Here is a 14,920-nt window from a genome sequence, read left to right on the forward strand (position 1 = left end):
GAAGATAGTTAACTAAATGCTTGAGCTTTCACTCAACTTATCCGTGGCGGACTCGTTTTTTCACAATGTGAAGGCACAAAAAAGGAGCTATTAACTAGCCCCTTTTCGTTTCAGATTAGCACTTCAACTTAGTCCATCAATTTAGTATTTCAACTTAGCACCTTTAATGCTTCAAAGCAGGAATCACTCAGTTGCCGTTTTCCCTACCTTCGCATTATTATTGACTGCATAGCGCTATTAATTTAGTAAAACAGATACCGATTCAGGTGCAGTAAATGGAACACTGTAGCTAGGCGTCATATCACCAGATGCCTGATTTAGAATATTATCGAAACGCAATACAGCACTATTCGATTTTTCAGCCACATACACATGACCGTTACTTAACATCAAATCGACTGGGTTGCCTAACATGCTTAACGGACCAGAGATAGATACCGACATATCCGTTAGGCCACTTGCGTTTTTAGCACCTGGAATAACATAGAGCTTTCCATCGGTGGCATCTGCTGCGCTACCCACATCTGATATGACCAATGAGTCGCTTTGTGCATCGTAATCGATACCATGAATATTCGTAGGCGCGGCAACAGCCGTTCCCGACATTGCGGGCGTAATTAATCGGTCTTCACCGTCAATAGTGTCCATTCCACTATTAAGTTTACGCACCACATCTTCAAATACCGCGACAGTACCGTTAGTCAGCGCTAAGAACGCTTGGTCTGTTTCTGCATCATAGTCAACATCCCAAGGGCTAGCGCCGTTAGATGCCGTTAGCGTAAGCAACGGAGCAACATTACCTGCGGCACACGTTGAGAAAATGCGAACACCTGGTGCGCTGGCATCTATATCGGCAACAAATATAAGATTATCGTTTGATGAAACATCAATACCTTTAGGCGCAATAAGTCCCGTGCTATCACCGCTAATCTCATGGTCGTAAGACGTATTATACATACCGTCATTACGGGTAGATTTAAGACGGTTTACTACCAATATGCCACCTGTACTGGTTGCCGTATCATCAAAGGTAATATACCCGTCCCCCACGGCGGTGTAAGTTGCGCTCTCAATACTAATAGTGCTATCGAAGCTAGCTAATTCACTGCTTAATGTGGCGCTATACTGCGTAACACCGCCGGTGGTATCGCTAGCTTCTCCAGGATTACTGGTTACACTAAGCCCCTTGATGGGCATGGTAGATAGACCATTGTCAGACGCGTCCATTTGCATTTCTACATCTGTTAATTCAGCTATTGATTCAGGCTTACTGGTAGAGGTAACAAGGTCAGGAGCTATGTCGCCACTCTCACCACTAAATATGTTGGTGAAGACAAGAATAGCGTCATTCGACTTTTCAGCCACGCGCAAAGTAGAACCGGTAAGCGCAATATCAACAGGATTACCTAATACCGTTAATGCACCGCCAATAGTTCTGGTAGGTACGGTAGCACCATCAGCAGAGGCTGCACTGGTAAGCACAAATAGTTGCCCATCGTCAGCTACGGCAGCATCACCAACATCCGATATCACTAATCTGTCTGACATAGGCTCGTAAACAATACCGTGAGCGTTAACAGAGATTTGGTTTCCATCGCTATCTGAAGGCACTATAGTACGCGTCACTGTTGGGGCAAACTCAGAGGCTATCACATCATCGTATACCGCAATGGTACCATCGGTTAGTGCCACAAATAAGCGGTCTGAATCTTCATCAAATGCCACATCCCAAGGTTGGGCTGCGGTTACAATTTCCGCTACCGGAGCCACATCGCCAGCAGCTTGGCTACCAAAAATACTAATGCGCATACCAGTAAAGTCGGCAGCAAAGATAATGCCCGCGTCATTAGCTACTGCAATTCCTTTCGGGTTAGTTAGTCCTGTGTTGGCACCACTAATTTCTGTGTCAGCATCTGCTGAATACATGCCTGATGTGCTGCTTGATAAGGAACATAAAGTACGTAACAAGGGCGTATCGCTGTCTCCTGCTTGCACTACGCTGCCTGTTTGGGTGAAAACGACACCTTCATTTGCGCCTGTGGTTAGCGTTTCAAGCGTGTTCGCGTTTTGGTCAACAAGACTTACGGTGCCACTATTGCTCTCACCATTATTGGCAATAAGAAATTGGCCTTGAGGCAAGCCTGGTGCGCCGTTACTTCCGTCTGCGCCATCCATACCAGCAACGCCGTCTATACCATCTTTTCCGTCGTCGCCATTACAACCAGATAACAGCATGGCCACCGCTACAGAAATAGCCGTTAATTTAAGTGTGTTTGATGTTGTATTTACCATTTTCATGCAGTGTAACTCCATTATACGTGCTCTCAGATTAAGTAGACGCGTGAAACTGCTAACGCCCTGTCACTTAAACCAAACGACTTGCACATAGAATTAGATGCAAAAAAATAAAAAAAGCCTCATTTAGTCAAATGAGGCTTTCAAAATAATCAATTTTTAACAGCTATCTTGGGGGGAACATACCGCCACCGCCGCCGAAGCCACCTGGGCCTCCGCCGCCACCAAATCCACCTGGACCGCCAGGACCACCTGGAGGCATCATACCTTTCATCTGGCGCATCATTTTTTTCATGCCGCCGCCAGACATTTTCTTCATCATCTTTTGCATTTGGGTAAACTGCTTAAGTAAACGGTTCACATCCTGAATCTGAGTACCAGAACCTGCAGCAATACGACGTTTACGAGACCCTTTGATGATATCAGGGCGAGAGCGTTCAGCGGGTGTCATCGAATTAATGATGGCTTCCATCTGATTGAACTGCTTGTCGTTAGCTTGTTCTTTAATCTTTTCTGACATACCGCCCATACCAGGCAGTTTGTCCATCATTCCCATCATGCCGCCCATGTTCTTCATTTGCTCAAGCTGATCTTTAAAATCTTGCAGATCGAAGCCCTTGCCTTTTTGAACTTTTTTGGCCAGTTGCTCCGCCTTATTGCGGTCAACCTTACGTTCTACTTCTTCAATTAAGCTGAGCACATCACCCATGCCTAAAATACGTGACGCGATACGCTCTGGATGGAATGGCTCTAGCGCATCTACTTTCTCGCCCATACCGATAAACTTAATAGGTTTACCTGTAATATGACGAACAGAAAGGGCAGCACCGCCGCGCGCATCACCATCGGCTTTCGTTAAGATTACGCCGGTTAATGGTAGTGCATCGTTGAACGCTTTTGCTGTATTAGCCGCATCTTGGCCTGTCATGGCATCAACCACGAACAAGGTTTCAATTGGCTTCACAGCAGCATGTAAATCTTTAATCTCGTTCATCATGTCATTGTCGACATGTAAACGACCCGCGGTATCAACTAGCAGTACATCGAAAAAGTTTTTCTTCGCTTCATCAATGGCGCCTTCAACAATGTGAATAGGCGTTTGCAAAATAGTTGATGGGTGAAAAGCAACGTTCACTTCGCTAGCAAGAGTTTCCAACTGTTTGATCGCCGCTGGGCGATAAACGTCGGCACTCACTACCATGACTTTTTTCTTTTCACGTTCTGTTAGGTATTTAGCTAACTTAGCTACAGAGGTGGTTTTACCCGCCCCTTGCAGGCCGGCCATTAAAATAACCGCAGGTGGCTGGGTAGCTAGGTTTAGCTTTTCGTTAGCTTCCCCCATCACCGCTTCTAGCTCAGACTGAACGATCTTAATAAAGATTTGGCCAGGCTTAAGGCTCTTGGTGACTTCAGTCCCTACCGCACGTTCTTTAACTTGTGCAACGAAGGATTTGATAACCGGTAATGCAACATCCGCTTCAAGTAACGCCATGCGCACTTCGCGAAGCGTTTCTTTAATGTTGTCTTCTGTAAGACGCCCCTTACCACTGACATTTCGTAATGTCTGGCCTAAGCGTTCTGATAAATTTTCAAACATAGTATGAAACTTCTATTTATTTCAGACGTAATGCGCCTATTGTAACGTAAAAGGGCGACTTAACGTACCGTCTAGTGAAGGAAATTTCTTTCCTCTGTCTACTGCTCATGCATACAAGCCTGCCATGAGCCGCCATTAAACTAATCCAGATAGTTATTGTCTCATCTCGTAGGCTTGCATGCGAGGGAATTAAACGAACTCTATTGCCCCAATACATGGTACTTGCATAAAGAAAAACAAGGAGACGGTTGAATTTAAGCCCAACTTCCAGTATCAATACCGCCAGTATTGGTGATAAACACCATTTTTTACAGGAAACATCATGAACACCGCTTTCGCCATTGCCGCCGCTGCGCTTTACGCTATGGCCGCCATTGTTTTACTTGGCAAGTTTGTACACCAAGAAGGCCCGAACAAACGCTTAGGCTTAGGCATTGCTAGCTTAGGTGTTGTTGCGCACATTGCGTTTTTGCTTAACGTTATTATAGTAGCGCCTGGCCAAGACATGAGTATCACCAACGTGCTTTCATTAGTAGCTTGGATAATCACCACCGCCATGCTGATATTTGCTCGCGCTATTCCCAACCTTATTTTGCTTCCGGTAGTATTTGGGTTTGCTAGCTTATCGGTGCTGGCCTCGCTATTTATTCCCGTGTCTTATATTATGCATATAGAGTTACAACCAGGGCTAGTGGTGCATATCAGCTTATCTTTGTTTGCTTATTGCACACTGGTTATTGCCTTTCTTTATGCCTTGCAGATGTCATACATTACCTATCGATTGAAACAAAAAGGCGCAACGCTGTTACATTCATCTTTGCCACCTTTGATGTTAGTAGAAGGCATATTGTTTAAGCTTTTGCTGGCAGGAACGTGCTTGCTATCTGTGTCACTTCTTAGCGGGTTTGTTTTCTTAGATGATATGTTTAATAAAACGTATGCGCATAAAACGGCGCTATCAAGTGCCGCGTTAGTGGTGTACTTAATATTATTGGTAGGTCAGAAGCTTCGAGGATGGCGCGGAAAACAAGTGATATTCATGACAGTACTCGGTGTTATTTTACTGTCACTTGCGTACTTCGGTAGTAAATTAGTTCGAGAAATATTGCTATAAATCGCCATTAATCCAAATGAATTAGTCAAATTTACGTGCACACCTTGCGTATGCTGCGTATATTGCACATGTAGACCCAATTTCAAATTACAGTATTTGAACATCAATAAATGATAGGAACCCAATAGTTGGACGACATATCTACGAGTACGCTGTTTATCGCGCTCGGCGTACTCATATTACTTTCTGCGTATTTCTCTAGTTCTGAAACAGGCATGATGTCGATAAACCGATATCGCCTTAAGCACCTGCAAAACGAAGGCAATAAATCTGCCCAACGGGTTCAAAAACTTCTCGACCGCCCTGATAGACTTATAGGTCTTATCTTAATAGGGAACAACCTTGTTAATATTGCCGCTTCATCATTAGCGACAATTATTTGTATTCGCTTGTTTGGCGATTATTGGGGCTTATTTGCAGCCACCTTTGGCTTAACTTTAATTTTGCTTATTTTTGCTGAAGTTACCCCGAAAACATTAGCTGCGCTTTACCCAGAAAAAGTGGCCTTCCCAAGTTCGGTAATACTATTACCCTTGTTGACGATACTTTATCCGTTCGTGGCTTTTATCAATGGCATCACCAATGGCATTTTAGCGCTGCTCAAAATTAGCCCCGCAGACGGCAATGACGACTCTTTAAGTCGCGAAGAATTACGCACCGTTGTTTATGAAGCCGGAAGCCTTATTCCCAAAAAACACCAAGATATGTTGGTGAGTATTTTGGATTTAGAGAGCGTAACAGCGGAAGATATTATGGTGCCAAGAGCTGAAATTGTTGCCATAGATATTAACGACGAATGGAAGCGAATTCAGAAGCATCTTACCCACGCTCAGCATACCCGCGTACTGCTTTATCGCGATAGCATTGATGATGCGGTAGGGTTTGTACATGTGCGCGACGCCCTTCGCTTGTTGTCGAAAGACCAGTTCACGAAATCGAGTCTGCTTCGTGCGGTAAGAGAAATATACTACACGCCAGAATCTACGCCATTACATACGTTGATGTATAAGTTCCAAGCAGAAAAAGAACGTATCGCGCTCGTTGTCGACGAGTATGGCGATATTATGGGCTTGGTTACATTAGAGGATATTCTTGAAGAAATCATCGGTGACTTCACCACCAGCATGGTGCCTGATCACAGTAAAGAAGCACACGTTCAGCAGGATGGCTCTGTATTGGTAGACGGCAGTGCTAATATTCGTGACCTTAATAAAGAAATGGATTGGAACTTGCCTACTGAAGGGCCGAAAACATTGAATGGGCTATTGCTAGAGTATTTAGAAGAGATTCCAGAGAACAAAGTGAGTGTTCGCTTGGCAGGTTACCCGTTAGAGATTGTCGATATTACAGAAAACATGATCAAAACGGTTCGCATTATGCCGGAGTACTTCAACGCCCCCCAGTCTGGCGCTTCAGACTAGATTTTATCTACTGCTTTTTGAGCACGTTTGGCAAGCACTTGCGCTTTTGCAGCCGCAACCTTGTCAGACAACGTAGTCAATTTTGTAATAATGTCCTGCATCTCCTCGTCTTCGCGCAAATCTGCTTCCGCCATATGCGACTGCAATGAACGCTTGAGGAGTTCAGGAATAGATTTGCTGGTCATTCCCCACCCTGCTTTCGAATAAACTTTGACACTCTCAATAATTATTATCGGTCAAAAACAAAACTTCTGAAGCAAAATTCACAAATAAATCTTTAGTCTAATGTAACCATTGTCATTCAAGCCAGATACACCACGTGTATCGACCTTTTATCGCTATTTGAACCTTCAGCCTTGGTAATGTGTTACCAAGGTGCCTTTTTGTGTTCTGAGCGAATAACGGATGACGGCGATGGAAGCAGTAGCGAATAAACTGGTTGTGTAAGACTGGCACAATGCGTCAACCAAATAGCTAACTAACGGCATGTGGCTAACCACCAATATTCGTTTGAGGGGTTGTTTAGAATTCACAGCACTGTGAATGCGCGCCGACAAATAATCGCTCACCAATTCTGCCGAGCCGTCGGGAATAATATCTTCATTAACTTCGACTTTATCAGCGACGATATCGAGGGAGACCATATCAAGGGTTTGACGCGTTCTGCGATAAGGGCTGATTAGCGCCAAATCCACGGCGTTATCAGGGCAATAATTCGCACACAACCACTGCGTAGCGGCCGACGATTGCTGTCTACCAACTTGAGTGAGCTGCCGACTTTTGTCATCCAAACGCGGTGCTTCTGCCTCTCCGTGGCGCATGATAAATAAAAAAATGTCGTCGTTGCTACTTTGACCTGACATAACATTACGCATACTATGTTTTAAGTGCAGTTACGATAACAGAGTGCTTTAATTACGCATAGCACAAAACCTAAATAGTGGTTATTAAACTGTATTATTTCATTTCAGGGATTGTGAGCAGTTTGTGGTTTCCTGACAATTTTGTCTTGAGTTTTTACAATGAGATCATGTGACTAACGTTCAAAAATTTGATAATGCATACCATCTTACCTTGCCTAACGGTCTTAGGGTTATGTTATGCCATGAGCCACAATCCAGCACTTCCTATGTTTCTATGGCGGTTCGTGCGGGTCATTTTTATGATCCAAATGATTGCCAGGGATTAGCCCACTTACTAGAACATATGCTCTTTATGGGGAGTCGACATTTTCCAAACCCAAATAGTATTAATGGGTTCATCGAGCAGCATGGCGGTAATATAAACGCGTGGACCGGCACTGAATATGCAAACTACCACTATCAGTGTGACGGCTCAGCTATAGCGCAAACCCTTCCGGCCTTTGCCGATATGCTGCGCCGACCTATTTTAAATGAAACCGCGCTCACTAATGAAATAAAGTCTATTGATGCAGAGTTTCAGTTTAAGATTAAAGACGACTTACGCCGGCTTTATCAGATTCACAAAGAAACCTGTAATCCTGCCCACCCCTTCTCAAAATTTTCGGTTGGTAATGCTGATATATTTTCAAAGCATGAAGTGAGTAGCCTTCGCGAGGCATTAAGAGCCCTACATAAACAGTATTATTGTGGTCGCAATATGTGTTTGTGTATTTCAAGCCCGGTTCCTATTGTTCAGTTAGAAGCCTTGATAACACAGAGTTTTTCGAGTTTTGAGGCCGGCGTGTTAGCCAATGATTCTTGGCCTGCGCTTTATTCCTCTTCTCAGCTTGGCATTCAAATTAATATCAAACCGCTGCAAACAGCGCGGCGAATGATAGTAACCTTTGCATTACCAGGCATTCACAATGATATCGACACCAAACCGCTAAATTATATTAGTCATTTACTTGGCGATGAAGGCGAAGGCAGTCTACTTGCCTACTTAAAGAGCCAAAACTGGGCGGTAAATCTAATTGCAGGTTCGGGTATTGAAGGCGACAAATTCAAAGACTTCAATATTAGCTTTCAGTTAACAGAGCTTGGGTTAGCAAACCAACACCATGTGGTAATGGCACTATTTAGTTACTTAGAATTGGTTAAGCTTTCTATAAATGATTCATGGCGATTCGAAGAGAAAGCACAACTTACCGCACTAGCACTAGAATATGAAGAGAACGTCAAGCCGTTAACGATGGTTAGCGAATTTGCTCAGCATCAGTTTTTATTCACTCCGGAGCAACTAAGAAAGCTTCGCACGAGTATCGGTAGCTACGACGGCACAGTCATGAAAGAGGCCTTGTCGTTCTTTACGCCGTTTAACATTCGATTAAAGGTAATCTCTCCGGATGTAGAAACCGACAGAAGCTGCGCATATTACAATGCAAGATACCGTTTTCAGCCTATTGCTGAAGAACAATTGAACGCCTTTGCGTCACCAATAACGATTGAAGCATTATCGCTGCCCCCTCCGAACCCTTATTTAGGGGAAAGCTACGCGTTAGTGTTACCAGAAACAGGATTCGATAACCCTACGAAATTGGTTGATAAAGACGGCGTGCGCTTTTGGTTTGCACAAGACCAACAGTTTTTTAGCCCCAAGGGCGACATTTATGTCTCGTTTGATATGGTGCACTTTTCTGATTCTTTAACCGCGGTTGCTGCTAAGCGAATTTGGTTAAGTGCATTAAATGACTACTTGCAAGCCAAGTATTACCGCGCCGAAATTGCGGGGCTACATTATCGAATTTATGGCCACCAAGCTGGCTTTACACTGCATACCCGAGGCTTTACCAATCAGCAGATGTTGTTAGCTGAGCAGTTACTAGAAGCGGTCTTATCGTTCAAACCATCAGAGTTTAATTTTCAGCATTACAAACAAATGCAGCTTCAAAATTTACAGAACTCATTGTTAAACAAACCAACTAACCGCTTGTTCTCTAGGCTGAGTGTGTTGATACAACGTAATACTCAAGCTCCTGTGGAGTTATTACAAGCGGTAGCCAACACTTCCTATGAAGATATGATTAAAGTGCGTGACACTGCATTTGACGATTATTTCATAGAAAGTTTTGTGCATGGCAATTGGGCCAGCGAGCAAGCGATGGGATTCGCACACACTATTGATAGTAAATGTGTTAACACTAGCGGTGCACCTTTGTCTCGCGCGGTATCGAAACTTCCCGTTGGCGAAGCTTTTTATCATCAAGTCAGTTGTGAGCACGACGATGCGGCTGTTGTGCTGTATTTACAAGCCCCTACTGCAGGCCTACACGACACTGCACTTTGTATGGTGTTAGAGCAAATGTTGGCGGCACCATTTTTCAATGCGCTTCGAACAGAACAGCAGCTGGGCTACATTGTGGGAACCGGCTATGTTCCCCACAATCAACACCCTGGGATGGCATTTTATGTGCAAAGCCCTAATAACAGTGCCAAAACGCTACTTGATGCCATGACCGTATTTCTGTTTCAGCAGTTAGAAGAAATCGAGTTTTATCGTTTTTATTGGTCTACCATCAAACAGAACTTATTAAAGCAACTTGAAGAACGTGACCTTAATTTGTCGATGAAGTCGCAAAGACTATGGATAAGCTTAGGTACTCAAGATTTAAGCTTTAATAGAAATACACAGCTTGCTGAGTGTATCAGTGCGTTAAGTTTTGAAGATATACAAAGTTACGCCCATCAACTTGCCAAGCGAGAGCGTTGCGGAGAGTTGATTCTGTTTGCAGAAGGAAAGCACGAAAAACTAGAAACGCCAAAGCACAGAACCATAAATGGAATTTCAGAGTTTAAATCCCAAATTCCTTATTACTAGCAAAAGATGGTTAACAATTGAACCATCACCCTCCTATAACTAAAAATCGCTTGTAGAGCCCGCGTTATTTCGGCATATTTATTATTCTGGCTGTTAGGGATGCGGCCAGCCTAACTATAAATTATAATGATAAGGCGTAATGCCAAAGGTGTGTAGGTGCGCTCAACCCTAGCTTACTCAGTTATAGTCATATGGCTTCAACTGCTCGGAGTAATTTTCTCCGATGCGGCGGCCATAGAAGTTGCTGATTTACAATTTACTGAGTTAGATAAACGAGACGGTTTATCCAATACTGTTGTCCTCGACATTGCCGAAGACGACAAGGGATACATATGGCTTGCGACACCTAACGGGCTTAACCGTTACTCTGGTTATGAAATTAATCAGTATCACCCGTCAGATAACGACCCCCATGCCCTTCCTAGTGGATTTATTCAAAAATTATTTGTCGATTCTGATGGCATCCTTTGGATTGCGACTCATTCAGGATTAGCCCGTTACCGACCCGAAAGCGATGATTTTGAAACATTTTCCAAACAAAACTCTGTCATCAAACTCGATGTAATCACAACAATTAGTGAAGGTATTGACGGTAGCATTTTGTTTTCGGACCATAAATATGCCTATTCCTTATCTAAGAAAGAAAACGACAAAATTAAGATAATCTCCCAAATCTATAAAGCTGAAAGTACCATCAAGTTAATATTTGATGAGTCGTCTAGAATTTGGTTTGGTTCAAATGAGCTTGGTGCAAAGATTTTAGATAAGAATACCAACGAAGTTTTTGATTTGGGTATGGTCAACCCATGGGGGATCAGTCTAGATACAGGGGCTTTGCATGATATTACAGTAATAGAAGGCAATTATTGGTTGGCCACTAATGAAGGCGTATATGTTATCAGTGCGAATGGCGGCCAACTCAAGCATATAAGTAAAGAGTTAATGAACCTTGATGGCGACGTAAATGTCACCTCTATCATAGAGTTTGATGAGCATGTTTGGTTCAGCTCAGACAATGGCCTTTTTATCGTTAATACCAATATTGAATCACCAAAAAATATATCTTCTGCAGACATTACCCATTTAAGTTCAGACAAAAAAAATATAACCAAGCTTACTCAAAACATTATTTTCGGTATTACTAAAGATAGATCCGGTGCGCTGTGGCTGGGCACTATGCAAAATGCGTTCAAATTCCACTCAGAATTTTCAGAAATACGTTTTCATTCTAGTGCACTTAAAGACACAGATGGAGATAAAAACTCAACGATATGGGGTCTAGCTCAAGATTCTTCCAATGACATATATTTTGCTTCTCAACAAGATGGAGTTGGGAGGCTTGATCGCGTCACTGGTGATTTCGACTATTTATCTTTCGATGAGGAGATATCTCTTGGCACTAGCTATTGGGATGTTGAAATTGATAAAGAAGGGTATTTTTGGGTTGCCAGTTCAGGTGGTTTAAGTGTCTATAAGCGAATAGATAATAAGCTTGAACTTTTAAAACGTTATTTCCCAGGGCAGTTTGTTGACTATATATATAAGGGTAAAGACAGAGTTTGGGTTTGGCTAGAAGACAATGGTTTGTATTCATTAGACACCTCTACAAATTCGGCATTACCTTTACCGGTGCATCACGAAGTAGATAACACCTCAAATATTCTACTCCCTATATTTACTGACAATAACAATCGTCTATGGCTTCGGCAGGAAAATGGCATTCTTATTTACTCCCTCTCTAGCAACACGGTAGTAGAGAGAATTGGCAAAGAAAAAGGCCTCTCGTCACCCGTTTACGGCGTGTATGAAACACCTGACGCGTTCTGGTTAACCACCCGTTCGGATGGCGTGCTTAAAGTTGACAAGAAAACTCTGCAGGTCGTACAGCGACAAACTCGTGATGATGGAAATGGATTCATCTTTTCATCTATTGGTACCCACGACAGTATTTGGTATGCAGACAGCGCAGGTGTGCATCAAATAGATTTATCTACATTGAGTGAAATATCCAAAGTTTCGAATGCCCAACTTGAATTTAATTCTTTAGGGGAGAGTGCAGTTTTAGCAACCTCTAATGGGGATATCTATTTTGGCGGCAACAAAGGCTTCAATAGGATATCTAAGGCACATCAGGTTTCGACGGTTGAAACTGAAAACCGGACAAGCAAACCTGAGCTATTCGAATTTCGTATTTTCGGAGAGTCAAATCAAGCTAACACTGGTTTACTAGGAATCGATAAGCAAGCTGCTGAAGAGACATCTCTTGCGAATATCACTTACAACAGTGAAAAAATGCTAGAGTATTTTGAAACTAGATTCAGCATTTCGTTTGGTTTAATTAACGCTGTCTACCCAAAAGAGGTTTCATACCGCTATCGTCTAAAAGGCATGGATAATCTGTGGGTTTACAACGAAAATGTCAGAACTGCTCAATTTAACAACATTTCGTTTGGCAGTTATATTTTTGAAGTCCAAGCTATCGAGCCGGGGAAACATTGGTCTAAAAGTCGCGAGTTAAGAATCTATATTAATCGCCCGCCTTGGCTTCATACTGTCGCATTAGTTTTTTATGCACTGTTACTTACCATTGTTTTGGCCTTTATCATTCGACAATACCAATTACGTAAATCTAATCAACTTTCCATACGTGAATCAGAAGAGCGACTCAAACTTACCTTATGGAGTTCTGGCGACGAGCTATGGGATTGGGATGTATACCGTGGTCAAGTATATCGAGCAAACACTTGGGGCACGTTAGACTTCCCACAAGACGATATAAGAACCACTGGCGCCTATGATGCGAATATCCATCCTAATGATATAGGCCGTGTTAGAGACGCCTTACGTAGCCATTTAGAAGGTAAAAGTGACTTCTATGAGCTTGCCTATCGCGCTAAAACCTTCAAAAACCAATGGATATGGTTACTCGATCGCGGAAAAGTGGTTGAACGGGATCATAACCAGCAGCCGGTTCGTATGACCGGAACCTTGAAGAATATTAACCACCTAAAAGAAGCTGAAGAGCAACTAAACCTGTTTAAGCGTTCAATTGAAAATATTTCTGAGGGTGTGTTTATTACCACCACACAGTTTAAGTTTATTTCAGTAAATAACGCTTACTGTAGCTATACAGGTGAAACTAGAGAACAAGCCCTTGCAAGCTACCTACATTTCCATTTGTATCCCGATGCGTTTACAGAAGAGATTAAAAAGACCCTGAAAACGAAAGGTAATTGGTCGGGTGAAGTAGAATCAGTTCGCGTTAATGGTGAACGTTATGAAATGGAACTAAACATAGATGCAGTGCACGATGACGACGGAAAGATAAGTCACTTCGTGGGTGTATTTAGTGATATCACCTCACGTAAGAGTACCGAAAAAGAATTACTTAAGCTGGCTAATATTGACCCGCTAACTGAACTACCTAACCGCTCTTTCTACCAAGCAAGTCATCAAAACTTAGTCCGTAAAGGCGCGCCTCACACGTTGCTGTGTTTGGACATGGACAACTTCAAGAAGATAAATGACTCGCTAGGCCACCAAACTGGCGACATTTTAATTAAACAAATTGCCAAACGCCTACAACGTATTACGGGTAAAAATGCGACTTGTTACCGTCTTGGTGGCGATGAGTTCAGTGTCTTAATGGAAGATAGTGCAGATATTCATACTGTCACCCATTACGCGCAAAACTTACTAGACACCCTCGCTCGCCCTTTCATTATCAATAAGCAAGAGTTTGTGTTGGGCGCAAGCTTAGGGATAGCCTTCTTCCCTGACGATGGCAATACGCCACAAGAAATGCTAAAAAATGCCGACACAGCCATGTACTTTGCAAAAAATAATGGTGGTAATAGCTATCAATTCTTCAGCGGTGAAATGAACCAAAATGCGGTTCGTCAGTTACAAATCGAAAACTTAATTCGCCAAGGTATTAAAGACGACTTATTTACGGTTTACTACCAACCGAAAGTTGATATCGCCTCTGGCAAACTGGTGAGTATGGAAGCGTTAGTGCGCTTTGAACACCCGCAGAAAGGCATAGTGAGTCCTGGGCAATTTATTCCCCTAGCTGAGCAAACAGGTCAGATCATCGAAATTGGTGAACAAGTATTACGTAAAGCCTGTATAGATACCAAACGCTGGGTCTCTCAAGGCTTATTTACTGGCCGAGTAGCCGTAAATATCTCTGTTAAACAATTCGAACTTCCAGATTTAGACGACAGAATTAACCGCATTTTAAGCGAAGTAGGCCTTTCTCCACTGCACTTAGAATGTGAAATTACCGAAGGGACCTTAATGGAAGACCCTGAAAATGGTCTTCGGATGATGAGCCGATTGAGAGAGCGTGGTATACACCTTGCCCTTGATGATTTTGGTACTGGGTACTCGTCCTTGGCCTATTTAAAGCGATTCCCGCTCAATACCCTTAAAATAGATAAAGCCTTTATTGACGATATCGCTAAAAGTAGCGTAGATCGTCATATGGCAGCAGCAATAATTAATATCGCCCACAACCTAGGCTTAAAAGTAGTGGCTGAAGGGGTTGAGGAAGAAGAGCAATTAAATATCTTGCGCCGCTATGATTGCGAGATGTTGCAAGGCTTTTTATACAGTCGCCCCCTTAACGCAGAGCGATTTGAAAAATTACTGACTGAAAATCAAAAACTTCACAACCTGCTTGGCCATTCAAATATCTGACTATTTTTTGGC

8 protein-coding genes are annotated in these 14,920 nt (G+C 42.8%); 4 read left to right on the plus strand and 4 right to left on the minus strand.

Annotation, left to right across the window (positions count from 1 at the left end):
* Positions 1-237: 237 nt before the first annotated feature.
* Positions 238-2,298, minus strand: coding sequence for a YncE family protein (locus C7Y69_RS03925; protein ID WP_126871886.1), 2,061 nt, complete (start codon positions 2,296-2,298; stop codon positions 238-240).
* 163 nt (positions 2,299-2,461) lie between these two features.
* Entirely contained in the window at positions 2,462-3,892 is a 1,431-nt protein-coding gene (gene ffh, locus C7Y69_RS03930) for a signal recognition particle protein (RefSeq protein ID WP_126871887.1), read from the minus strand.
* Between the two features lie 322 nt (positions 3,893-4,214).
* Between ffh and C7Y69_RS03935 the strand changes: the two genes are divergently transcribed.
* Both C7Y69_RS03935 and C7Y69_RS03940 read left to right on the plus strand, forming a co-directional pair.
* Positions 4,215-5,006: an inner membrane protein YpjD gene (locus tag C7Y69_RS03935; protein WP_063458300.1), complete on the plus strand. Its 792-nt coding sequence runs from the start codon at positions 4,215-4,217 to the stop codon at positions 5,004-5,006.
* Positions 5,007-5,134: 128 nt separating this feature from the next.
* On the plus strand, positions 5,135-6,427 hold the full coding sequence (locus tag C7Y69_RS03940) for an HlyC/CorC family transporter (RefSeq protein ID WP_057793021.1): 1,293 nt from the start codon (positions 5,135-5,137) through the stop codon (positions 6,425-6,427).
* Here C7Y69_RS03940 and C7Y69_RS03945 read toward each other — a convergent pair.
* Both C7Y69_RS03945 and sixA read right to left on the minus strand, forming a co-directional pair.
* On the minus strand, positions 6,424-6,612 hold the full coding sequence (locus C7Y69_RS03945; protein ID WP_057793023.1) for a hypothetical protein: 189 nt from the start codon (positions 6,610-6,612) through the stop codon (positions 6,424-6,426). The genes C7Y69_RS03940 and C7Y69_RS03945 overlap by 4 nt on opposite strands.
* A 165-nt stretch (positions 6,613-6,777) precedes the next feature.
* Complete coding sequence (gene sixA, locus C7Y69_RS03950) at positions 6,778-7,290, minus strand: phosphohistidine phosphatase SixA (RefSeq protein ID WP_231518498.1); 513 nt, start codon at positions 7,288-7,290, stop codon at positions 6,778-6,780.
* Between the two features lie 169 nt (positions 7,291-7,459).
* On the opposite strand from sixA, the gene C7Y69_RS03955 reads away from it, so the two are divergent.
* Entirely contained in the window at positions 7,460-10,207 is a 2,748-nt protein-coding gene (locus tag C7Y69_RS03955) for an insulinase family protein (RefSeq protein ID WP_126871889.1), read from the plus strand.
* Between the two features lie 156 nt (positions 10,208-10,363).
* A complete protein-coding gene (locus C7Y69_RS03960) occupies positions 10,364-14,908 on the plus strand; it encodes an EAL domain-containing protein (RefSeq protein WP_126871890.1) in 4,545 nt (1,514 codons plus the stop codon).
* Positions 14,909-14,920 lie beyond the last annotated feature (12 nt).

The organism is Alteromonas sp. KS69 (assembly GCF_003989595.1).
GTDB lineage: Bacteria > Pseudomonadota > Gammaproteobacteria > Enterobacterales > Alteromonadaceae > Alteromonas > Alteromonas naphthalenivorans.